Source organism: Enterobacter sp. BIDMC 29 (assembly GCF_019378755.1).
GTDB lineage: Bacteria > Pseudomonadota > Gammaproteobacteria > Enterobacterales > Enterobacteriaceae > Enterobacter > Enterobacter ludwigii.
Genome location: NZ_CP080000.1, coordinates 887,550 through 909,875 on the forward strand (window position 1 = coordinate 887,550; position 22,326 = coordinate 909,875).

Here is a 22,326-nt window from a genome sequence, read left to right on the forward strand (position 1 = left end):
CATGTTTAAATCGATCTTCGCCGTGGCGCTGGCGCTGGTGGCAACGTTTGCCCAGGCTGACCGTATTCGCGATCTCACCAGCGTTCAGGGCGTACGCGAAAACTCGCTGATTGGCTATGGCCTGGTGGTGGGTCTGGACGGAACGGGCGACCAGACCACCCAGACGCCATTCACGACTCAAAGTTTGAACAACATGCTTTCCCAGCTCGGTATTACCGTCCCGGCGGGAACCAATATGCAGCTGAAAAACGTGGCCGCGGTCATGGTCACCGCCTCCTACCCGGCGTTCGCGCGCCAGGGGCAGACAATTGATGTCGTGGTCTCGTCAATGGGTAACGCCAAAAGCCTGCGTGGCGGCACGCTGCTGATGACTCCGCTGAAAGGGGTCGACAGCCAGGTTTATGCGCTGGCGCAGGGGAACATTCTGGTCGGCGGTGCCGGCGCGTCTGCGGGCGGCAGCAGTGTGCAGGTGAACCAGCTGAACGGCGGGCGTATCACCAATGGTGCGATCATTGAGCGTGAACTGCCGACCCAGTTTGGCGCAGGCAACACCATTAACCTGCAGCTGAATAATGAAGACTTCACGATGGCGCAGCAGATTGCCGACACCATCAACCGTAGCCGCGGCTACGGCAGCGCCACGGCACTGGATGCCCGTACCGTGCAGATCCGCACCTCTACCGGCAGCAGCAACCAGGTCCGTATGCTGGCTGATATCCAGAATATGGAAGTGAATGTTCCGGTTCAGGATGCCAAAGTGATTATCAACTCGCGCACCGGTTCGGTCGTGATGAACCGCGAAGTGTCGCTCGACAGCTGTGCCGTGGCGCAGGGTAATCTCTCCGTGACGGTTAACCGTTCCGCCAACATCAGTCAGCCTGATACCCCGTTCGGGGGTGGCCAGACCGTGGTGACGCCACAAACGCAGATTGATTTGCGCCAGAGCGGTGGGTCGCTGCAGAGCGTACGCTCCAGCGCGAACCTCAATAGCGTGGTTCGGGCCCTGAATGCCCTGGGGGCGACGCCGATGGATCTGATGTCGATTCTGCAATCCATGCAAAGCGCGGGCTGTCTGCGCGCCAAACTGGAAATCATCTGATGCTGACCGATAGCAAGCTGTTGACCGGTGCTGCCTGGGATGCCCAGTCGCTCAACGAACTGAAAACCAAAGCAGGTAAGGATCCGGCGGCGAATATCCGCCCGGTCGCCCGCCAGGTGGAAGGGATGTTTGTACAGATGATGCTGAAAAGCATGCGTGAAACCCTGCCGAAAGACGGGATGTTCAGCAGTGATTCAACCCGTCTTTACACCAGCATGTATGACCAGCAGATTGCACAGCAGATGACCGCCGGGAAAGGCCTCGGTCTGGCTGATATGATTGTCAAACAGACCGAAGCCGCGCAGGGCATCCAGCCGGATGATAAGCCACAGCAGGTGCCGATGAAGTTCGACCTGCAAACGGTGACCAGTTATCAGAATCAGGCCCTGACGCAGATGGTGCGCAAAGCCGTACCGAAGGCCACGAGTACCAGCGATGAGCCACTTTCTGGCGACAGCAAAGACTTCCTGGCGCAGCTCTCGCTGCCGGCACGTCTTGCCAGTGAACAGAGCGGCGTGCCTCACCACCTGATCCTCGCGCAGGCGGTGCTGGAGTCCGGCTGGGGTCAGCGGCAGATCCGTAAAGAAAACGGCGATCCGAGCTTTAACATCTTCGGCGTGAAGGCCACGTCGAGCTGGAAGGGGCCGACCACCGAGATCACCACCACTGAATATGAAAACGGTGCGGCGGTGAAGGTTAAAGCCAAATTCCGCGTCTATAGCTCCTATCTGGAAGCCTTATCCGACTATGTGGGCCTGTTGAGCCGAAATCCGCGTTACACCGCCGTTACACAGGCGGCAACCGCGGAGCAGGGCGCTCAGGCACTGCAGAACGCGGGCTACGCCACCGATCCGAACTATGCGCGTAAGCTCACCAGCATGATTCAGCAGCTGAAATCGATGGGCGAGAAGGTCAGTAAAGCCTATAGCACAGATATCGAAAATCTGTTCTGAAAGTTCTCAAGTCCCGGTGGAGGCTGCCGATAACCTTCATCAGGACTCGTGTCTGAACGTATAAAAGGAACCCCCATGTCCAGTTTGATTAACAGTGCCATGAGTGGCCTCAGTGCTGCGCAGTCGGCACTCAATACCGTCAGTAATAATATTTCAAGCTATAACGTGGCAGGTTATACCCGCCAGACGACAGTGCTGGGCGCGTCAAACAGCACGCTGACCGGCGGTGGCTGGGTAGGTAACGGGGTTTATGTCTCCGGTGTCCAGCGTGAGTATGATGCGTTCATTACCAACCAGCTGCGCGCCGCGCAGACCCAGAGCAGCGGCCTGACTACGCGCTATCAGCAGATGTCAAAGATCGACGATGTGCTCTCGGATACCACCAACTCACTCTCTACCACGCTGCAGGACTTCTTCAAAAGTCTGCAGACGCTGGTGAGTAACGCGGAAGATCCGGCTGCGCGCCAGACGGTGCTGGGCAAAGCGGATGGCCTGGTCAATCAGTTTAAAACCAACGATCAGTATCTTCGCGATCAGGATTCTCAGGTGAATACCGCGATTTCTGCCAGCGTCGATCAAATTAATAACTACGCCAAACAGATTGCGAACCTGAACGATCAGATTTCCCGTCTGACCGGCGTGGGTGCTGGCTCATCACCAAATGACCTGCTCGATCAACGCGATCAGCTGGTGAGCGAACTGAATAAAATTGTCGGTGTTGAAGTTTCTGTGCAGGATGGCGGCACGTATAACGTCTCATTTGGCACCGGTTACAGCCTGGTACAGGGGAGCAAAGCGAACCAGCTGGCTGCGGTGAAATCCAGCGCAGACCCAACCCGTACAACGCTGGCCTATACCGATGATGTTACAGGCAATATCGAAATTCCTGAAAAGCTGATTACCACCGGCACCCTTGGCGGTTTACTCACCTTCCGCTCTGAAGATCTGGATAAAGCGCGTAATAACCTTAACCAGATGGCGCTGGCCTTTGCTGACGCGATGAACAAGCAGCATGAAGCGGGTTTTGATGCTAACGGCGATGCTGGCGGCAAGCTCTTTGACTTTGGCTCGCCTGCGGTTGTGTCCAACAGCAAGAATTCAGGTACCGCCGCGCTGACAGCCTCCGTGGCTGACAGTACTAAAGTCCAGGCAACCGATTATAAGCTGCAGTTCAACGGAACCGACTGGACCATTACGCGTACGTCGGATAAGACCAGTTTCACGATGAGTCCGGATGCGAGCGGCAATCTGTCTTTCGACGGCCTGAATGTCAACGTGAGCGGTACCGCGAATAACAAAGACAGTTTTGTTGTTAAGCCCGTTTCTGATGTCATCGTAAACATGGAACTCAAGTTTAATGATGAGTCCAAACTGGCGATGGCATCGACAAGCGCCGGTGGCGAAAGTGACAACCGCAACGGTCAAAAATTGCTGGATCTGCAAAATAGCAAGCTTGTCGGCGGGAATAAGTCTTTCAATGATGCTTATGCTTCCCTCGTCAGTACCGTTGGTAGCTCAACAGCGGCACTGAAAACCAGCAGCGAAACGAAAGCGAATGTGGCGACGCAGTTAACCAAACAGCAGCAGTCGATCTCAGGGGTAAACCTTGACGAAGAGTATGGCAATTTGCAGCGCTATCAGCAGTATTACCTCGCTAATGCGCAGGTTCTACAAACTGCCAGCTCGCTCTTTGATGCAATCATTAATATTCGCTAAGGCTGAGGTGAAACATGCGTATTAGCACCCAGATGATGTACGACCAAAACATGCGCGGGATCACCGATTCCCAGAGCAAGTGGTTGAGTTATGGTGAACAAATGTCCACCGGCAAGCGTGTCAATCGCCCGTCGGACGATCCCATCGCGGCGTCGCAGGCTATTGTTCTGTCACAATCGCAGTCACAAAATAGCCAGTTTGCGTTGGCAAGATCGTTCGCATCACAAAAAGTTTCTCTCGAAGATAATGTGCTTAACCAGGTCACTGCCGCTATCACCAGTGCTAAAGAGAAATTAGTCTATGCCGGAAACGCAACCTTAAGTGATGACGATCGCCTGTCGCTGGCGAGCGATTTGCAAGGTATTCGCGACCAATTGATGAACCTTGCAAACACCGCGGATGGTAATGGTCGGTTTATTTTTGCCGGCTTTAAGACTGAAGTGCCACCGTTTGATTCCGTTACCGGTGACTACAAAGGCGGTACTGAGGCTATTTCGCAGCAGGTTGATACCGCGCGTAATATGGTCATTAGCCACACGGGTCAGCAGATCTTCGAAAGCATCACCAGTAACGCCAAAGAACTGCCTGGTGGCGGATATGGCGAGACGAACATGTTCAAGATCCTCGATACGGCGATTACCGCGCTTAAGGTTCCCGTCGATACCGACTCTGCTGCAGCTGAAGCACAGGGGAAAATCATTTCTGATGCTCAAACCGGCATCACAAATACCCAGAACAACATTCTTACTGTCGCTGCTGATGTAGGTACCAAGATGAACGAGCTTGAAAAGCTGGATAACCTTGGTGACGATCGTGCACTGGGCCAGACTAAGCAGATGAGCGACCTGGTTGATGTGGACTGGAACGCAGCGATCTCCTCTTACACCATGCAGCAGGCCGCGCTGCAGGCATCTTATAAAGCGTTTAGCGATATGCAGGGCATGTCCCTGTTCCAGCTGAACAGATAACATCTTGACCTCTTGGAACATGTCTTGAAACTGGGCATGTTTTACTGCCCAATCCGTGTGGATTGGGCATTTTTTTTAGGCGATTTCTGCCGGTGCGGAGGCGACGCGTGCACTTTCAATCAGACGTATTGCCAGCGCAATGACACCGCATACCGTTGCCAGGGCAACCACGCCCGTCCAGCCAGCCAGCGTGTAGATTTTACTCCCCGCAGCCGAACCCAACGCCATGCCGATAAAGACCACCGTAAAGAGCAGGGCGTTAAGACGCCCCCTGGCCTGAGGCTCAAGGCTATAGACCAGATTCTGGTGCGCCACCAGACTGGACTGCAGCCCCAGATCAAACCCGATGGCTGAGACTGCAATCAGAATCAGTTGTCCATGAAGACCCAGCGCGGGCATCAGGAACATCAGGGCAAACGAGACGGTAACCAGTGCTGCGCCAAGCTGCGTGACTTTTCCGGCGCCCAGCTTGTCCGCCAGACCTCCCGCCAGCGGGGCGGCTAAGGCCCCCGCGGCCCCGGCAATACCATAACCACCCGCGACGGCGCTCCCCAGGTGATAGCGCTCCAGCAGCATGACCGCCAGCGTTGACCAGAAGGCGCTAAACGCAATCGACAGAAAACCTTGTGCCAGTGCTGCACGACGCAGAGCCGGATAACGACGCCACAGATGTTCCATTGAGCGCATCAGGGCGGGATAACTCAGCGTGGAGTGAATGGCAAAACGCGGGAGTACCCGCCACATCACCGCCCCAATAAATGCGATGCTTACAGCGGCCAACTGATACATGACGCGCCAGCCAAAAGCTTCACCCACCACACCGCTGACGGTTCGCGACAGCAAGATACCCATCAGCAACCCTGTCATCACGGTTCCCACGGTTTTTCCCTGTTTCCCTTCGGGGGCGAGGATAGCCGCTGCGGGAACGATATCCTGTGCCATGGTCGCGGCCATGCCAATCAGCAGGCTTGCCAGCAGCAGTGAGTGCTGCTGCCCGGTCAGGCTGCAGCCCAGCAGAAACAGTGCCAGGGCGGCGCTTTTTATCAGGATTAACGTCCTGCGGTCGTGACGATCGCCAAGCGGCAACAGAAAAAGAATACCGAGCGCGTAGCCTGCCTGGGTCAGCGTCGGGACCAGCCCCATCCCTTCAATACTAAGATGAAGGTCGGCGCCTATCAGCGGCAGCAGCGGTTGCGCGTAGTAAATGGATGCGACGCTAAAGCCAGCCCCCAGAGCCAGCATAAAAATCACCCAGCGACTGGCGGCATGGGGAGCAGTTGTTGTGTTCATAAGACGTTCCTCACTCATAATGTGCCGCTATTTTTTATCACTACGCCTTGCGACGGTAGAGGGCCTGGTGGTAAAACGCTTATACGTTTGGCGTATAGCAGGGAAAATGATGAAGCGAGTTGAGCGTATAGACAGGGTTGAACTCATGCGCACATTTGTTCGTATTGTGGAAAGCGGATCGCTATCCGGGGCGGCAAGACTGCTTGCGACGAGCCAGGCCACGGTGAGCCGCCGTCTTCAGTCTCTGGAAACGCTGCTGGGGGTACGGCTTTTATTGCGAACCACCCATGCAACAAAACTTACCGATGACGGCGAGCGCTGCTATCAACATGCCCGGCGGGTCATTGATAGCTGGCTGGCACTGGAAGATGAAATCGGTCAGACAGAGGACGAGCCGGTCGGGGTGTTACGGGTACGTGCACCGCACGCCTTTGGGCAGGATCAGCTTCTGAGGCCGTTAACGGAGTTTTTGCAGCGTTATCCTCAGCTGTCGGTGGAGTGGATGCTCAACGATAAGTCGGTGGATTTTCTGAGCGACAATCTGGATTGTGCTATTCGAGTTGGCGCAGAGGTGGATCCGGCAACCGTCTCCGTGCTGCTGGCGGAAGTGCCACGCTGTGTGGTGGCTTCGCCTGCGCTGCTGGACCAGTTTGCGCCGGTTCACACACCGGAGGATCTGCAGGCGCTGCCCTGGATTGCCATCAGCACGTTCTATCAGCGACATGTGGAGTTGTGGGATGATCTTGCTCAGGTAAAACGTATCTCCATTGCGCCACGGTTAAGTACGGATAGCCTGCATGTTGCGCGCAATACCGCCCTGACAGGGTTAGGGGTGGCGATGGTTTCAAGCTGGACGGTCAAGCAGGATATCCAGGAAGGGCGCTTAGTGCATTTGCTTCCACAGTGGCAGCCCGCCGCGCTCCCGGTTCATCTGGTTTATCCGTGGTCGCGTTATTATCCGGCGCGTTTACGCCGTTTTCTGGAGATGATGAAGAGGGTGATGCCGGACATTGCGGGTATGAGAAAGCCGGCACGCGAGCAATAAAAAAGCCGACCCGAAGGTCGGCTTTTTACGCTATGTGTCGTTACTCAACAGACTGCGGACGGGTAGCCGGTGCTGTCGCCTGATGCGTTGCACTGTGGCCACCGGCAGAGCCTTTACCGTCAAAGTTGAACGCAGGGCGGACCCAGTCACTGTGACGCGGCGCTTCCGGCACATATTCCGGCGCTGGTGCGCGAGTCATCGGGGCTGTCGCAACGTGAGCAGGGGCCGGAGCTGTGATTACCGGCTCGGCTTTCACTTCTGGCTCTTCTGCTTTCGCGGCTTCACGCACTGGTTCGACGTCAATTTCAACGTCCTGAACCACGTCTTCAGTCACGGTTTCGACAACCACGTCCGGGGTCTCTTCTACCGCTGCTGCTGGCTGAACCTCAGCAACAACGTCTTCAGCGACCACGGTGTCTTCTTCAGCAATAAGCTGCGGTGCGGCGTCAACCGGCGCGGCAATCACTTCAGGGTGCGTGGTTTCAACGTCTACTGCATGAGGCGCTTCTGACTCAACGGCCTGTGGCTCAACCACGATAGCGGCTTCATTTACCGCTTCTTCAGTTGCGGCTACCGGGGCAATCACCTCTTCGGTGACAGCCTGTTCTTCCACAACCTGCTCCTGACGAGCAACCGGGTAGCGGATCCAGACTTTACCGGATGCCATTTCAGGAGACGCGCACGCCACGGTTAATGGCATTGGCGACTGTGTCGGGTAACGCTCATCGCGATAACGACGACGACGTTGACCGCTGACGCGCAGGTGACGCGGAGAGCGGCGTGAACGACGTGGCATACCCGCGTTATCACGGCCTTCACCGTTATCGTCTTGCTCAGCGTTGCTTTCGACGACGGCCGGCAGATCCACTTTCGCCAGTTGAGTGCCTGGTGCAGTGTCACTTGCTTCTGCAGGGATGATGACGGTCTCTTCCACCGGCAGGGCGCCTACACGCACTTTCTGTGACAGCTGGCGCTGCTTACGACGCGGCATAACCTGAGTACGTTCTTCCTGCTCGCTTTCCTGTTGTTCAACAGGCTCTTCGCGGTTCAGGTTTTTGACTTCCTGCTGCGCCTGGCGCTTCTCGTCGTTACGACGACGGCTACGCTCACGGCGTGGCTGCTGCTCGTCGCGCTGTTTGCTCTTCTCAGACTCATCGCCCGCCTGCTGGCGAATTTCACGATCTTCAACATTCTGCGGTTGCTTCTCGCGACGGTTGCGACGGTTGTCTTCGCGTTGCTCACGACCCTCATTATTGTCCGAACGGTTGTCACGGCGTTCGTTACGGTCATTACGATCGTTACGGTCACGGCGGTTGTTCTGACGTTTACGACGGTCCTGCTGACGTTCAGGTTTCGCTTCTTTCGGTGCTTCTTTCGGTTGCTCAGGCTGCTGGACTTCTTCGCCTGCAAACATCTTCTTCAGCGCACCGAAGAGGCGGCTCAGCAGACCCGGTTGTTCTGGCTGGGCTTTGACCGCAACGGCTTCTGGTTTTTGCGCAACCGGTTTGGTCACAGGTTTTTCCAGTGCCGTTTCTGGCGGAGCTTCAGGCATGATGAAGGTCGCTAAGGCTGGCTGCTCTGGCAGTTTGCGCTCGGCAGGTTCTTCATCGGAAGGCAGCGCCATCTCTTCTTCATGCAGCTTAGGCAGCAGATAGCTGAGCGTGCTGGTCTCTTCACCCTTACGGACACGCAGCACGTGGTAGTGCGGGGTTTCCATCTGATCGTTAGGCACGATGATGCAGCGAACATCGCCCTGGCGTGATTCAATTGCGCTGACGGCCGCACGTTTTTCGTTCAGCAGGTAGGACGCAATTGGCACAGGAACAATGGCATGAACCTCTTTGGTGTTCTCTTTCAGCGCTTCTTCTTCAATCAGACGCAGAATAGAGAGGGACAGAGATTCATTATCACGAACGGTACCGGTACCGGAGCAGCGCGGACAGACGTGATGGCTGGATTCACCGAGTGAAGGGCTCAGACGCTGACGGGACATCTCCAGCAAGCCGAAGCGTGAGATATGGCTAATCTGGATACGAGCACGATCCTGACGTACCGCTTCGCGCAGACGGTTTTCAACCGCACGCTGGTGGCGAACAGGGGTCATGTCGATAAAGTCGATAACAATCAGACCACCCAGGTCACGCAGGCGGAGCTGGCGGGCGATTTCATCAGCGGCTTCAAGGTTGGTGTTGAAGGCGGTCTCTTCGATATCACCGCCGCGCGTAGCACGTGCGGAGTTGATGTCGATGGCGGTCAGCGCTTCGGTCGTATCAATAACGATAGAACCACCGGATGGCAGACGCACTTCACGCTGGAAAGCGGATTCAATCTGCGATTCGATCTGATAGTGGCTGAACAGCGGGATTTCACCGGTGTACAGTTTGATTTTGCTGGTGAAATCCGGACGACCCAGCGCAGCAATGTGCTGGCGCGCCAGCTCAAGCACTTTCGGGTTATCGATCAGAATCTCACCGATGTCCTGACGCAGGTAGTCACGGAAGGCACGCACAATCACGTTGCTTTCCTGGTGAATCAGGAACGGCGCTGCGCGGCTTTCTGCCGCTTTCTGGATTGCTTCCCAGTGCTTCAGACGGAAGCTTAAGTCCCACTGCAGCGCTTCGGCAGATTTGCCGACGCCTGCGGTACGCACGATAAGCCCCATGCCGTCAGGCAGCTCAAGACTTGCCAGCGCTTCTTTCAGCTCGGTACGGTCATCACCTTCGATGCGGCGAGAGATACCACCGGCACGCGGGTTGTTTGGCATCAGAACCAGATAACTTCCCGCAAGACTGATAAAGGTGGTCAGTGCGGCACCTTTGTTGCCACGCTCTTCTTTATCAATCTGAACAATGACTTCCTGACCTTCACGCAGCACATCTTTGATGTTTGGGCGGCCATGGGAGTTATAGTTTGCAGGGAAATATTCGCGGGCGATTTCTTTCAGAGGGAGGAAACCGTGACGCTCAGCACCGTAATCGACAAATGCAGCTTCAAGGCTTGGTTCAATGCGGGTGATTTTACCTTTGTAAATGTTCGCTTTTTTCTGTTCGTGTCCAGGACTTTCGATATCCAGATCGTACAGGCGCTGCCCATCCACAAGGGCGACACGCAACTCTTCTTGCTGAGTTGCGTTGATTAACATTCTTTTCATCGTAACTTACTCGTTATTCTTACATTGACGACAAAGCTGCGGGCAAGGTGACGCTTTCCGGGGTATGAACCGATGGCCTCGTGTCTATTCACGTCGCCAACCTCACGGTTGTCGCTCGCTTAAGAGGCGCAGAGTGTCGGTTGCCTGTATTTCATACGGAAACACAGCGCAATTATCAGGGGAATTGCCTGGGTAGAACTCTCCAGAGAACAATCCTTATACCGGGAAGTACTGCAACCCGCAGCCCGCTAACTGCCTGAAAGATCAATACGTCTTACGCCATTGCTGCGTGGATGATCGGTCAGACAAAATTGGTCATTCCGTCGAGATCCTTACTTAACCAGGATTTAACACGGAAAACGAGTTCATTATTCCACTGCTCGCCGGGTTATAGCAAGATGACTTTTACCAATTATCACCCGGTTACTCACAGTTTCTTCACTTCAAGGCGGTGATTGGTTTAATAACCACCAAATCGATTGCGTGAAACAGGGGACAGGCCGGATAAAAGTAAATATAAGCATAGAAAAATGAGTGGCGCTAATGGCTGACGATATTTAGAATCGCCAACCATGAAAACAGAGACTCCAGCCGTAAAAATGGTTGCCATCGCGGAAGACGACGCGGGGCAACGTATCGATAACTTTTTGCGCACCCAACTCAAAGGCGTGCCAAAGAGCATGATTTACCGCATCCTGCGCAAGGGTGAAGTGCGGGTTAACAAAAAACGCGTGAAGCCTGAGTACAAACTCGAAGCCGGTGATGAAGTGCGTATCCCGCCGGTCCGTGTTGCGGAACGCGAAGAAGAGGTCGTTTCACCCAGGTTGCAGAAAGTGGCTGCCCTGAGTGACGTTATCCTTTATGAGGATGATCATATCCTGGTGCTGAATAAACCGTCAGGTACCGCTGTCCATGGCGGGAGTGGTCTCAGCTTTGGCGTGATTGAAGGCCTGCGTGCGCTGCGTCCCGAAGCCCGTTTCCTCGAACTGGTTCACCGTCTCGATCGCGATACCTCCGGCGTGCTGCTGGTCGCAAAAAAACGTTCTGCCCTGCGTTCCCTGCATGAGCAGCTGCGTGAAAAAGGGATGCAGAAGGATTATCTGGCGCTGGTTCGCGGCCACTGGCAGTCCCACGTTAAGGCAGTGCAGGCACCTTTGCTGAAGAATATTTTGCAAAGCGGTGAGCGCATTGTACGTGTGAATCAGGAAGGGAAGCCGTCTGAGACGCGTTTCAAAGTGGAAGAGCGCTATGCGTTCGCCACGCTGGTGCGCTGCAGCCCGGTAACCGGCCGTACCCACCAGATCCGCGTACATACGCAGTATGCCGGTCATCCGATCGCATTTGATGACCGCTATGGCGACAGGGAGTTTGATAAGCAGCTGGCGGGCACCGGGTTGTCACGCCTGTTCCTGCATGCGGCGGCACTGACGTTCACTCACCCGAATACCGGCGAAACAATCCGCATTGAAGCCCCCCTTGATGAGCAGTTAAAACGCTGCCTGAAGGTGCTGCGCGGCTGATTTGGCCGGCACTTACCGGCCTGAGGTCTCTCAGGCCGGTAAGTGATGCATCACCCGTAATACTCACATCTTCAGCGGATTACACTCCTCGCGTCTGAGCATCTGGCACAATGCTATCAGCGGCAACCCGACCAGCGTGTTCGGGTCACGTCCGTCCAGCTTGTCGAACAGGGCAATCCCCAGACCTTCACTTTTGAAGCTTCCGGCGCAATTGAGCGGTCGCTCCCGACGCACATAGTCGGCGATTTCCTGCTCGCTAAGATGGCGAAAATGGACGTCGAAAGGTTCGCATTCGGTTTGCAGGTGACCCGAGGCGGAGTTGTAGAGCGCCAGACCCGTATAAAAGGTGACGATATTGCCTCGCGCTTGCATAAGCTGCTGGCAGGCATTCGCTTCAGTGTGCGGCTTTCCGGTGATAACACCGTCCAGCACACAAACCTGATCGGAGCCTATAATCAAATGCGAAGGGTAGCGTGCGGCAAGTGATTGCGCTTTCTCCTTCGCAAGACGGGTGACCAGGTGACGTGGTGATTCGCCCGCCTGCGGCGTCTCGTCAACCTCCGGCGCCGCGCATTCAAACGGGATCCCGAGCTTTTCCAGCAACATTCGGCGGTAGGGTGAGGTGGAGGCAAGAACGAGATTTGGCATATTTTTATCACCAGATATAGCGTATCGATGCCAGCCATTTTAAACTACAGGCCGCAATGTGTGCGAATAATTGGCAAAAGGCAGCTGTGGTTGCCTTTTTCTTTGACTATATGACGTTACAAAGTTAATATGCGCGCCCTATGCAAAAGGTAAAATTACCCCTGACTCTTGATCCGGTTCGCACGGCTCAAAAACGCCTCGATTACGAAGGTATTTATACTTCCGATCAGGCTGAGCGTGTCGCCGAATCCGTAGTCAGTGTGGACAGTGATGTAGAATGCTCCATGTCGTTCGCTATCGATAACCAGCGTCTCGCCGTTTTAACCGGTGATGCAAAGGTGACGGTAACCCTCGAATGTCAGCGTTGCGGGAAACCGTTTGTACAGCATGTTCACACAACGTATTGTTTCAGTCCGGTCCGTTCTGACGAACAGGCTGAAGCACTCCCGGAAGCGTATGAACCGATTGAAGTTAATGAATTCGGTGAAATCGATCTTCTGGCTCTGGTTGAAGATGAAATCATCCTCTCCTTGCCAGTCGTTCCGGTGCATGAATCTGAACACTGTGAAGTGTCCGAGGCGGACATGGTCTTTGGGGAACTGCCTGATGAAGCGCAAAAACCAAACCCATTTGCCGTATTAGCCAGCTTAAAGCGTAAGTAATTGAGGAGTAAGGTCCATGGCCGTACAACAGAATAAACCAACCCGTTCCAAACGTGGCATGCGTCGTTCCCATGACGCGCTGACTGCAGTTACCAGCCTGTCTGTAGACAAGACTTCTGGTGAGAAACACCTGCGTCACCACATCACCGCTGACGGTTTCTACCGCGGCCGCAAGGTTATCACTAAGTAATCACGCGTCAGCGTGATTAGGCTTAGTGAGGATTTCCCCGTGCAAACGGGGAATTTACCGAACCAGGCTGTGACGATACCTTGACACGTCTAACCCTGGCGTTAGATGTCATGGGAGGGGATTTTGGCCCTTCCGTGACAGTGCCTGCAGCTTTGCAGGCACTGAATTCTAATTCGCAACTCACACTTCTTTTAGTCGGCAATCCCGACACAATCACGCCATTACTTGCAAAAGCTGACTTCGAACAACGTTCACGTCTGCAGATTATTCCTGCGCAGTCAGTTATTGCCAGTGATGCACGTCCATCGCAGGCGATTCGCAATAGCCGGGGCAGTTCTATGCGAATGGCGCTGGAGCTGGTGAAGGAAGGACGCGCGGAGGCTTGCGTCAGTGCGGGAAATACCGGCGCGCTGATGGGGCTGTCGAAATTGTTGCTCAAACCTATTGAAGGTATTGAGCGTCCGGCGCTGGTGACGGTATTACCGCATCAGCAGAAGGGCAAGACCGTGGTGCTCGATTTGGGTGCTAACGTCGATTGTGATAGTACAATGCTGGCTCAGTTTGCCGTGATGGGGTCGGTGCTGGCAGAAGAAGTGGTCGGGATAAACAATCCCCGTGTTGCGTTATTGAACATCGGTGAAGAAGAGACCAAAGGCCTGGACAGCATTCGCGAAGCTGCCGAATTGCTCAAACAGGTTCCCTCCATCAACTATATTGGTTATCTCGAAGCCAATGAGTTGCTGACGGGGAAAACGGATGTTCTGGTGTGTGATGGCTTCACCGGGAACGTAACGTTGAAGACCATGGAAGGGGTCGTGCGAATGTTTCTCTCACTGCTTAAATCGCAGGGAGAAGGCAAAAAAAGCGCCTGGTGGTTGATTTTATTAAAGCGTTGGTTACAAAAAAGCCTGACGCGGCGATTCAGTCACCTCAACCCCGACCAGTATAATGGCGCCTGTCTGTTAGGATTGCGCGGCATCGTGATTAAGAGTCATGGTGCCGCCAATCAGCGAGCATTTACTGTCGCCATTGAACAGGCAGTGCAGGCGGTGCAGCGACAAGTCCCTCAGCGGATTGCCGCTCGCCTGGAATCTGTATTAGCTAAAAGTGACTGAGCGTACATGTATACGAAGATTTTAGGTACCGGCAGCTACCTGCCAAAACACGTGCGTACCAACGCCGATCTTGAAAAAATGGTAGATACGTCTGACGAGTGGATTGTCACGCGCACAGGTATCCGTGAACGTCGTATTGCCGCGCCAGACGAAACCGTTTCGACCATGGGTTACGAAGCCGCGCAGCGTGCTATCGAAATGGCGGGCATTGATAAAGATCAGATTGGCTTGATCGTGGTTGCCACGACCTCTGCCACGCATGCCTTCCCAAGCGCAGCGTGCCAGGTGCAAAACATGCTCGGCATTAAAGGCTGCCCGGCATTTGACGTTGCCGCAGCGTGCGCAGGGTTCACCTATGCGCTGAGCGTTGCCGATCAGTATGTTAAATCCGGTGCCGTGAAATATGCGCTGGTCATCGGTGCTGACGTGCTGGCACGTACCTGCGATCCAACCGATCGTGGGACGATCATTATTTTTGGTGATGGTGCGGGCGCGGTACTGCTCGGTCAGTCCGAAGAGCCGGGCATCATCTCTACGCATCTGCATGCCGATGGCAGCTATGGCGAATTACTGACCCTGCCTAACGCCGATCGCGTTAATCCGGATAACGCTATTTACCTGACGATGGCGGGTAATGAGGTGTTCAAGGTGGCGGTGACTGAGCTTGCGCACATTGTCGATGAAACGCTGGAAGCGAATAACCTTGACCGCTCCGCACTCGACTGGCTGGTGCCACATCAGGCAAACCTGCGTATCATCAGCGCGACCGCTAAAAAGCTGGGCATGTCGATGGATAATGTTGTGGTGACGCTGGATCGTCACGGCAATACCTCTGCGGCGTCAGTACCGTGCGCATTTGATGAAGCGGTACGTGACGGACGAATCAAACGGGGCCAGTTGGTCTTGCTTGAAGCCTTTGGTGGCGGGTTCACCTGGGGTTCCGCGCTGGTTCGTTTCTAGTATAAGGATTAAATAATGACGCAATTTGCTTTTGTGTTCCCGGGCCAGGGTTCTCAGGCCGTTGGGATGTTGTCTGAAATGGCAGCAAAGTATCCGGTTATCGAAGAGACTTTCCGTGAAGCTTCCGCTGCGCTGGGTTATGATTTGTGGGCGCTGACCCAACAGGGACCAGCCGAAGAGCTGAACAAAACCTGGCAGACTCAGCCAGCGCTGTTGACGGCATCCGTTGCGCTGTGGCGTGTCTGGCAGCAGCAGGGCGGTAAAGCGCCAGCGCTGCTCGCGGGCCATAGCCTGGGTGAATACTCTGCGCTGGTGTGTGCCGGTGTTATCGCGTTTGCTGACGCGGTGCGTCTGGTTGAACTGCGCGGTAAGTTCATGCAGGAAGCAGTACCTGAAGGCACTGGTGGCATGTCTGCTATCATCGGCCTTGATGATGCTGCGATTGCAAAAGCGTGTGAAGAATCCGCTGAAGGTCAGGTGGTGTCTCCCGTTAACTTCAACTCGCCAGGCCAGGTGGTTATCGCCGGTCATAAAGACGCGGTTGAACGTGCTGGTGCAGCCTGTAAAGCTGCAGGGGCGAAACGCGCTCTGCCGCTGCCCGTCAGCGTACCGTCCCACTGCGCACTGATGAAACCTGCTGCCGATAAACTGGCCGTTGAGCTTGAAAAAATTACTTTTAACACACCGACAATTTCCGTTGTGAACAACGTCGATGTGAAATGCGAAACCTCGCCGGACGCTATCCGTGATGCGCTGGTTCGCCAGCTCTACAGCCCGGTACAGTGGACCAAAACCGTTGAGTTTATGGCCTCTCAGGGCATTGAGCATCTGTATGAAGTCGGCCCAGGTAAAGTCCTCACCGGTCTGACAAAACGTATTGTTGACACCCTGACTGCTTCGGCAATTAACGAGCCGGACGCGATGTCAGCGGCACTCTCGCAATAAAAGAGGAATACCATGAGTTTTGAAGGAAAAATTGCCCTGGTCACTGGCGCAAGCCGCGGTATCGGGCGTGCAATTGCTGAAACACTGGTTGCGCGCGGCGCGAAAGTGATTGGTACAGCAACCAGCGAGAATGGCGCTAAGGCCATCAGCGAGTATCTGGGTGCGAACGGTAAAGGTCTGGTTCTGAATGTGACCGAACCTGCATCTATCGAATCTGTTCTGGAAAATATTCGCGCAGAATTTGGCGAAGTGGATATTCTGGTAAATAATGCCGGGATCACTCGTGATAACCTGTTAATGCGAATGAAAGACGACGAGTGGAACGATATCATCGAAACCAACCTGTCATCTGTATTCCGTCTGTCAAAAGCGGTAATGCGCGCTATGATGAAAAAGCGTCATGGTCGTATTATCACTGTCGGTTCTGTGGTTGGTACCATGGGAAATGCTGGTCAGGCTAACTACGCTGCGGCGAAAGCAGGTCTGATCGGTTTCAGTAAGTCGCTGGCACGTGAAGTTGCGTCCCGCGGTATTACTGTAAACGTTGTTGCTCCGGGCTTTATTGAAACGGACATGACGCGTGCGCTAACTGATGAGCAGCGTGCGGGTACGCTGGCAGCTGTTCCAGCGGGCCGCTTAGGCGACCCTAAAGAAATTGCCAGCGCGGTTGCATTTTTAGCCTCTGACGAAGCGGGTTACATCACTGGTGAGACCCTCCACGTCAACGGCGGGATGTACATGGTTTAATCACGATGAAAAATATTTGCGTTATTAGGGCGAATGGCCTCAAAATAACGTAAAATCGTGGTAAGAACTGCCGGGATTTAGTTGCAAATTTTTCAACATTTTATACACTACGAAAACCATCGCGAAAGCGAGTTTTGATAGGAAATTTAAGAGTATGAGCACTATCGAAGAACGCGTTAAGAAAATTATCGGCGAACAGCTGGGCGTTAAGCAGGAAGAAGTTGTGAACTCCGCTTCCTTCGTTGAAGACCTGGGCGCAGATTCTCTTGACACCGTTGAGCTGGTAATGGCTCTGGAAGAAGAGTTTGATACTGAGATTCCGGACGAAGAAGCTGAGAAGATCACCACCGTTCAGGCTGCCATTGATTACATCAACGGTCACCAGGCGTAAGTGAACATCTCCAGGCGGTCATTCGACCGCCTGAGTTTTATCTTTTTTGTCCCACGAATCCCTTTTTTATCCCTCCCTGGAGGACAAACGTGTCTAAGCGTCGTGTAGTTGTGACCGGACTTGGCATGTTGTCTCCTGTCGGCAATACCGTAGAGTCCACCTGGAAAGCTCTCCTTGCCGGTCAGAGCGGCATCAGCCTAATCGACCATTTCGATACTAGCGCCTATGCAACGAAATTTGCTGGCTTAGTAAAGGATTTTAACTGTGAAGAGATCATCTCGCGCAAAGAACAGCGCAAGATGGATGCCTTCATTCAATATGGAATTGTCGCTGGCGTTCAGGCCATGCAGGATTCTGGCCTTGAGATTACGGAAGAGAACGCAACCCGTATCGGTGCCGCTATCGGTTCCGGGATTGGCGGTCTGGGTCTGATCGAGGAAAACCATACATCTCTGATGAATGGCGGCCCGCGTAAAATCAGCCCGTTCTTCGTTCCGTCCACGATTGTTAATATGGTGGCAGGTCATCTGACCATCATGTTCGGCCTGCGTGGGCCAAGCATTTCTATCGCTACCGCATGTACCTCTGGCGTGCATAACATCGGCCAGGCCGCGCGCATGATTGCGTACGGCGATGCAGATGCTATGGTTGCGGGCGGTGCGGAAAAAGCCAGTACTCCGCTGGGAGTGGGTGGCTTTGGTGCAGCGCGTGCGCTGTCTACCCGCAACGATAACCCGCAGGCGGCAAGCCGTCCGTGGGACAAAGACCGTGACGGTTTCGTGCTGGGTGACGGTGCGGGTATGATCGTACTTGAAGAGTACGAACATGCTAAAAAACGTGGCGCGAAGATTTATGCTGAAGTTGTCGGCTTCGGGATGAGCAGTGATGCATACCACATGACGTCACCACCAGAAAATGGTGCGGGCGCCGCGCAGGCAATGGCCAACGCGATTCGCGACGCGGGTCTTACCCCGGAGCACATCGGTTACGTTAACGCGCACGGTACTTCTACGCCTGCAGGCGATAAAGCAGAAGCTCAGGCTGTTAAGTCTATCTTCGGCGAATACGCCAGCCGCGTGCTGGTGAGCTCCACGAAATCCATGACCGGTCACCTGTTGGGTGCGGCGGGTGCAGTAGAGTCTATCTACTCTATCCTTGCGCTGCGCGATCAGGCTGTTCCGCCAACCATCAACCTGGATAATCCGGATGAAGGTTGTGACCTGGACTTCGTTCCTCACGAAGCGCGTCAGGTAAGTGGTATGGAGTACACCCTGTGTAACTCCTTCGGCTTTGGTGGTACTAACGGTTCACTGATCTTCAAAAAGATCTGAGCCTGACTGCATCATGGCGATTAAAAAAGGTCCGCTTGTCGGGCCTTTTTTATTAAGCCTAATCTTCTTGTCGGCTGCATGGCATCCTGCCAGACTAAATGCCCACGCATAAGGAGCCACCATGTTTTTAATCAATGGCCTTGAGCAAAACACGCTGCCTGCTGGTGACAGGGCAACTCAGTTTGGTGATGGCTGCTTTACGACAGCGCGCATTCTCGACGGCAATGTCTGCCTGCTCGAGGCGCACCTTCGTCGTCTTCAGCAGGGTTGTGAAGCCTTGATGATCCCCTTCACGCACTGGGACACATTGCGTCAGGAGATGTGCCAGCTGGCGGCCGGGAAGCAAAGCGGTGTTCTGAAGGTGATTATCAGCCGCGGCAGCGGTGGCCGGGGATACAGCGGTACAGCTTGCCAGCACCCAACGCGGATCCTTTCGGTGTCTGCCTGTCCTGCTCATTATCTGCGCTGGCGTGAAGAGGGCGTTACGCTGACGCTCAGCCCGGTACGTCTGGGGCGAAACCCTATGCTTGCCGGTATAAAACACCTCAACCGCCTTGAACAGGTACTGATTCGCACTCATCTTGAACAGACGGACGCTGATGAGGCGCTGGTTCTTGACAGCGAAGGGTTTATTACGGAATGCTGTGCGGCTAATTTACTCTGGCGGCAGGGGAACGATGTTTATACGCCGTCGCTCGAGCAGGCCGGCGTCAACGGGATTATGCGTCAGTTTTGTTTGCAGCAGCTGGCACACTCTGGCTTTCGCGTTGTCGAAGTGAACGCGAGAGAAGAGGCGCTGCACCAGGCTGATGAAATTATCATCTGTAATGCGCTGATGCCGGTTGTACCCGTCCGCGCGTATGGTCAATACAGCTTGTCCTCGCGCGAGCTGTTTCAGTTTTTAGCCCCGATATGTGAGCAAACCCGATAGTCATGAAGAAAATGTTGCGCTTTGTCCTCCTCCTTATCGTTGCGCTGGGTGTTGCCGGCGGAGCGGGAGTGTGGAAAGTTCGTCAGCTGGCGAACAGTAAGATCCTGATTAAAGACGAGACGATTTTTACCCTGAAAGCGGGGACGGGCCGCCTGGCGCTTGGCGAACAGCTTTATGGCGACAAGATCATTAACCGTCCGCGCGTGTTTCAGTGGCTGTTACGTATCGAGCCTGAACTGTCTCATTTCAAAGCCGGTACCTATCGCTTTACGCCGGGGATGACCGTCAAAGAGATGCTTCAGCTGCTGGAAAGCGGTAAAGAAGCGCAGTTCCCGCTGCGTTTTGTTGAGGGGATGCGCCTGAGCGATTATCTCGAGCAACTGCGCGATGCTCCGTACATTAAGCATACCCTGAAAGATGACCGCTATCAGACGGTGGCCGAGGTACTGAAATTTGAACACCCTGAGTGGGTGGAAGGCTGGTTCTGGCCAGACACCTGGATGTACACCGCAGGCACGACCGATGTGGCTATTCTCAAGCGGGCGCATAAAAAGATGGTAGCAGCCGTCGATTCCGCCTGGGAAGGGCGCATGGACGGCCTGCCATACAAAGATCAAAACCAGTTTGTCACGATGGCCTCAATTATTGAGAAAGAGACGGCCGTCGCCGCCGAACGCGATCAGGTGGCATCGGTCTTCATTAACCGTCTGCGTATCGGCATGCGTCTGCAAACGGACCCCACCGTCATCTACGGAATGGGCGAGAGTTATACCGGTAAGATTTCAAGAAAAGATCTGGAGACGCCAACGGCGTATAATACCTACGTGATTAGCGGTCTGCCGCCGGGCCCGATTGCCACGCCGAGCGAGGCTTCCCTGCGTGCGGCTGCGCATCCTGCTAAAACACCGTATCTCTATTTTGTGGCTGATGGAAAAGGGGGGCATACCTTTAACACCAACCTTGCCAGCCATAATCGCTCCGTTCAGGACTATCTGAAGGCACTTAAGGAAAAAAATGCGCAGTAAATACATTGTCATTGAGGGACTCGAAGGGGCGGGTAAAACCACGGCCCGCAATGTGGTGGTGGATACGCTCAAATCGCTTGGCGTTGCGGACATGGTATTTACCCGCGAGCCCGGCGGTACGCAACTGGCCGAAAAGCTGCGAAGCCTGGTGCTGGATATCAAATCCGTTGGTGACGAGGTCATCACAGATAAAGCAGAAGTATTGATGTTCTACGCGGCGCGTGTGCAGCTGGTGGAGACGGTCATTAAACCGGCCCTGGCTAATGGCAAGTGGGTAATTGGCGATCGTCACGATCTGTCGACCCAGGCTTATCAGGGCGGTGGGCGTGGTATTGACCAGACGATGCTGGCCACGCTGCGCGATGCGGTGCTGGGTGATTTTCGCCCTGACCTGACGCTCTATCTGGATGTGACGCCGGAAGTGGGTCTCAAGCGCGCCCGTGCTCGCGGTGAGCTGGACCGCATTGAGCAGGAGTCCCTTGATTTCTTTAACCGTACCCGCGCGCGCTATCTGGAACTGGCGGATCAGGATGGCAGTATTCGCACCATTGATGCGACGCAATCCCTGGAAGAGGTCACCCGCGCTATTCAGAAGACGGTTACGCAGTGGCTACAGGAGCAACAGGCATGAAATGGTACCCATGGTTGCGCCCGCATTTTGAAAAGCTGATCGAAAGCTATCAGGCTGGTCGGGGGCATCATGCGTTACTGATTCAGGCACTGCCGGGAATGGGGGATGATGCATTGATTTACGCCATCACCCGCTTCCTGATGTGTCAGCAGCCGCAAGGCCATAAAAGCTGTGGTAAATGCCGTGGCTGCCAGTTAATGCAGGCGGGCACGCACCCTGACTATTACACGCTCGAGCCTGAGAAGGGCAAAAGCGCGCTCGGTATTGATGCCGTGCGTGAAGTCAGTGAAAAATTGTACGAACATGCGCGGCTCAGCGGCGCAAAAGTCGTCTGGCTCAAAGACGCAGCACAGCTTACCGAGGCGGCGGCGAATGCGCTGCTTAAAACGCTGGAAGAACCGCCAGAGAAAACGTGGTTCCTTCTCTCATGTCGTGACCCGGGGCGTTTGCTGGCAACGCTGCGCAGCCGTTGTCGTCTTCACCACCTCGTTGTGCCTCAGGAATCATGGGCGCTGAGCTGGCTTGAACGAGAAGTGACAACGTCACAGGAAGGGGCGCTCTCTGCGTTGCGCCTGAGCAGCGGTGCGCCCGCGGCGGCGCTGGCATTACTGCAGCCAGAGGTCTGGTCACAGCGAGACGCGCTCTGCCGGGCCGTTGAGTCTTCCATCACCAGCCGCGACTGGCTAAGTTTATTGCCTGCGCTTAACGGCGAGCAGGCCGCGGAACGTCTGCACTGGCTGGCTTCCTTACTTCTGGATGCGCTCAAACTCCAGCAAGGGGCAACGCTACTGACCAACCCGGACGTCTGGCCGCTGGTTAACACGCTGGCGAACGGCCTGTCAGGCGCATCATTACACGCTATCCTTCACGATATCTGTGAGAGTCGTGAACAACTTTTAACAGTGACCGGTCTTAATCGCGAGCTTTTACTGACCGACCAGTTGCTGCGTATCGAACATTACCTGCAACCAGGCGTGACACCGCCTGTTTCCCATCTCTGAGAGAGAC

The 22,326-nt window shown here is 54.7% G+C and carries 21 protein-coding genes; 18 read left to right on the forward strand and 3 right to left on the reverse strand.

Annotation, left to right across the window (positions count from 1 at the left end; translation table 11 throughout):
- The first annotated feature begins 1 nt into the window (after position 1).
- The 4 genes from JTA15_RS04075 to flgL all read left to right on the forward strand — a co-directional run bounded on the left by JTA15_RS04075 (position 2) and on the right by flgL (position 4,736).
- Complete coding sequence (locus tag JTA15_RS04075) at positions 2 to 1,099, forward strand: flagellar basal body P-ring protein FlgI (RefSeq protein WP_219372892.1); 1,098 nt, start codon at positions 2 to 4, stop codon at positions 1,097 to 1,099.
- Positions 1,099 to 2,052: a flagellar assembly peptidoglycan hydrolase FlgJ gene (gene flgJ, locus JTA15_RS04080; protein WP_219372893.1), complete on the forward strand. Its 954-nt coding sequence runs from the start codon at positions 1,099 to 1,101 to the stop codon at positions 2,050 to 2,052. Before JTA15_RS04075 ends, flgJ begins: the two co-directional genes overlap by 1 nt.
- Positions 2,053 to 2,127: 75 nt before the next feature.
- Positions 2,128 to 3,768 carry a flagellar hook-associated protein FlgK gene (flgK, locus tag JTA15_RS04085; protein WP_049022670.1) on the forward strand — a complete coding sequence of 547 codons (1,641 nt, stop codon included), beginning with the start codon at positions 2,128 to 2,130 and terminating at the stop codon, positions 3,766 to 3,768.
- 14 nt (positions 3,769 to 3,782) lie between these two features.
- Positions 3,783 to 4,736, forward strand: coding sequence for a flagellar hook-associated protein FlgL (gene flgL / locus JTA15_RS04090; protein WP_014169564.1), 954 nt, complete (start codon positions 3,783 to 3,785; stop codon positions 4,734 to 4,736).
- 75 nt (positions 4,737 to 4,811) lie between these two features.
- Here the strand turns inward: flgL and JTA15_RS04095 are convergent, their stop codons facing one another.
- On the reverse strand, positions 4,812 to 6,026 hold the full coding sequence (locus tag JTA15_RS04095) for an MFS transporter (protein WP_020884675.1): 1,215 nt from the start codon (positions 6,024 to 6,026) through the stop codon (positions 4,812 to 4,814).
- A gap of 19 nt (positions 6,027 to 6,045) precedes the next feature.
- Between JTA15_RS04095 and JTA15_RS04100 the strand changes: the two genes are divergently transcribed.
- Entirely contained in the window at positions 6,046 to 7,071 is a 1,026-nt protein-coding gene (locus tag JTA15_RS04100; protein WP_081308084.1) for a LysR family transcriptional regulator, read from the forward strand.
- Positions 7,072 to 7,111: 40 nt separating this feature from the next.
- Here JTA15_RS04100 and rne read toward each other — a convergent pair whose 3' ends face one another.
- The gene (gene rne / locus JTA15_RS04105) at positions 7,112 to 10,222 is read right to left on the reverse strand and encodes a ribonuclease E (RefSeq protein WP_040017141.1); all 3,111 of its coding nucleotides are present in this window, start codon (positions 10,220 to 10,222) and stop codon (positions 7,112 to 7,114) included.
- 572 nt (positions 10,223 to 10,794) lie between these two features.
- On the opposite strand from rne, the gene rluC reads away from it, so the two are divergent.
- On the forward strand, positions 10,795 to 11,742 hold the full coding sequence (rluC, locus tag JTA15_RS04110; RefSeq protein ID WP_014169568.1) for a 23S rRNA pseudouridine(955/2504/2580) synthase RluC: 948 nt from the start codon (positions 10,795 to 10,797) through the stop codon (positions 11,740 to 11,742).
- A gap of 63 nt (positions 11,743 to 11,805) precedes the next feature.
- Here rluC and JTA15_RS04115 read toward each other — a convergent pair whose 3' ends face one another.
- On the reverse strand, positions 11,806 to 12,390 hold the full coding sequence (locus JTA15_RS04115) for a nucleoside triphosphate pyrophosphatase (protein WP_063156134.1): 585 nt from the start codon (positions 12,388 to 12,390) through the stop codon (positions 11,806 to 11,808).
- Positions 12,391 to 12,530: 140 nt separating this feature from the next.
- Here JTA15_RS04115 and yceD point away from each other — a divergent pair, with 140 nt between their 5' ends.
- From yceD to holB, 12 genes are all read left to right on the forward strand, one after another.
- Positions 12,531 to 13,052 carry a 23S rRNA accumulation protein YceD gene (yceD, locus tag JTA15_RS04120; protein ID WP_014169570.1) on the forward strand — a complete coding sequence of 174 codons (522 nt, stop codon included), beginning with the start codon at positions 12,531 to 12,533 and terminating at the stop codon, positions 13,050 to 13,052.
- Between the two features lie 16 nt (positions 13,053 to 13,068).
- On the forward strand, positions 13,069 to 13,242 hold the full coding sequence (rpmF, locus tag JTA15_RS04125; protein ID WP_003857964.1) for a 50S ribosomal protein L32: 174 nt from the start codon (positions 13,069 to 13,071) through the stop codon (positions 13,240 to 13,242).
- Between the two features lie 80 nt (positions 13,243 to 13,322).
- A complete protein-coding gene (plsX, locus tag JTA15_RS04130) occupies positions 13,323 to 14,357 on the forward strand; it encodes a phosphate acyltransferase PlsX (RefSeq protein ID WP_014169571.1) in 1,035 nt (344 codons plus the stop codon).
- Between the two features lie 6 nt (positions 14,358 to 14,363).
- On the forward strand, positions 14,364 to 15,317 hold the full coding sequence (locus tag JTA15_RS04135; RefSeq protein WP_014169572.1) for a beta-ketoacyl-ACP synthase III: 954 nt from the start codon (positions 14,364 to 14,366) through the stop codon (positions 15,315 to 15,317).
- Between the two features lie 15 nt (positions 15,318 to 15,332).
- Positions 15,333 to 16,262, forward strand: coding sequence for an ACP S-malonyltransferase (gene fabD, locus JTA15_RS04140; RefSeq protein WP_049022666.1), 930 nt, complete (start codon positions 15,333 to 15,335; stop codon positions 16,260 to 16,262).
- 12 nt (positions 16,263 to 16,274) lie between these two features.
- A complete protein-coding gene (gene fabG, locus JTA15_RS04145) occupies positions 16,275 to 17,009 on the forward strand; it encodes a 3-oxoacyl-ACP reductase FabG (protein WP_014169575.1) in 735 nt (244 codons plus the stop codon).
- Positions 17,010 to 17,163: 154 nt separating this feature from the next.
- On the forward strand, positions 17,164 to 17,400 hold the full coding sequence (acpP, locus tag JTA15_RS04150) for an acyl carrier protein (protein WP_003857954.1): 237 nt from the start codon (positions 17,164 to 17,166) through the stop codon (positions 17,398 to 17,400).
- An 89-nt stretch (positions 17,401 to 17,489) separates the two neighbouring features.
- Positions 17,490 to 18,731 (forward strand): beta-ketoacyl-ACP synthase II, encoded by a 1,242-nt coding sequence (fabF, locus tag JTA15_RS04155; RefSeq protein WP_014169576.1) that lies wholly within the window; start codon positions 17,490 to 17,492, stop codon positions 18,729 to 18,731.
- A gap of 121 nt (positions 18,732 to 18,852) precedes the next feature.
- The gene (gene pabC / locus JTA15_RS04160) at positions 18,853 to 19,662 is read left to right on the forward strand and encodes an aminodeoxychorismate lyase (protein WP_086463325.1); all 810 of its coding nucleotides are present in this window, start codon (positions 18,853 to 18,855) and stop codon (positions 19,660 to 19,662) included.
- A 2-nt stretch (positions 19,663 to 19,664) separates the two neighbouring features.
- Positions 19,665 to 20,687: a cell division protein YceG gene (gene yceG / locus JTA15_RS04165; RefSeq protein WP_014169578.1), complete on the forward strand. Its 1,023-nt coding sequence runs from the start codon at positions 19,665 to 19,667 to the stop codon at positions 20,685 to 20,687.
- Positions 20,677 to 21,318: a dTMP kinase gene (tmk, locus tag JTA15_RS04170; RefSeq protein WP_014169579.1), complete on the forward strand. Its 642-nt coding sequence runs from the start codon at positions 20,677 to 20,679 to the stop codon at positions 21,316 to 21,318. The genes yceG and tmk overlap by 11 nt, the downstream gene beginning before the upstream one ends.
- Positions 21,315 to 22,319: a DNA polymerase III subunit delta' gene (holB, locus tag JTA15_RS04175; RefSeq protein WP_148575890.1), complete on the forward strand. Its 1,005-nt coding sequence runs from the start codon at positions 21,315 to 21,317 to the stop codon at positions 22,317 to 22,319. Before tmk ends, holB begins: the two co-directional genes overlap by 4 nt.
- Positions 22,320 to 22,326 lie beyond the last annotated feature (7 nt).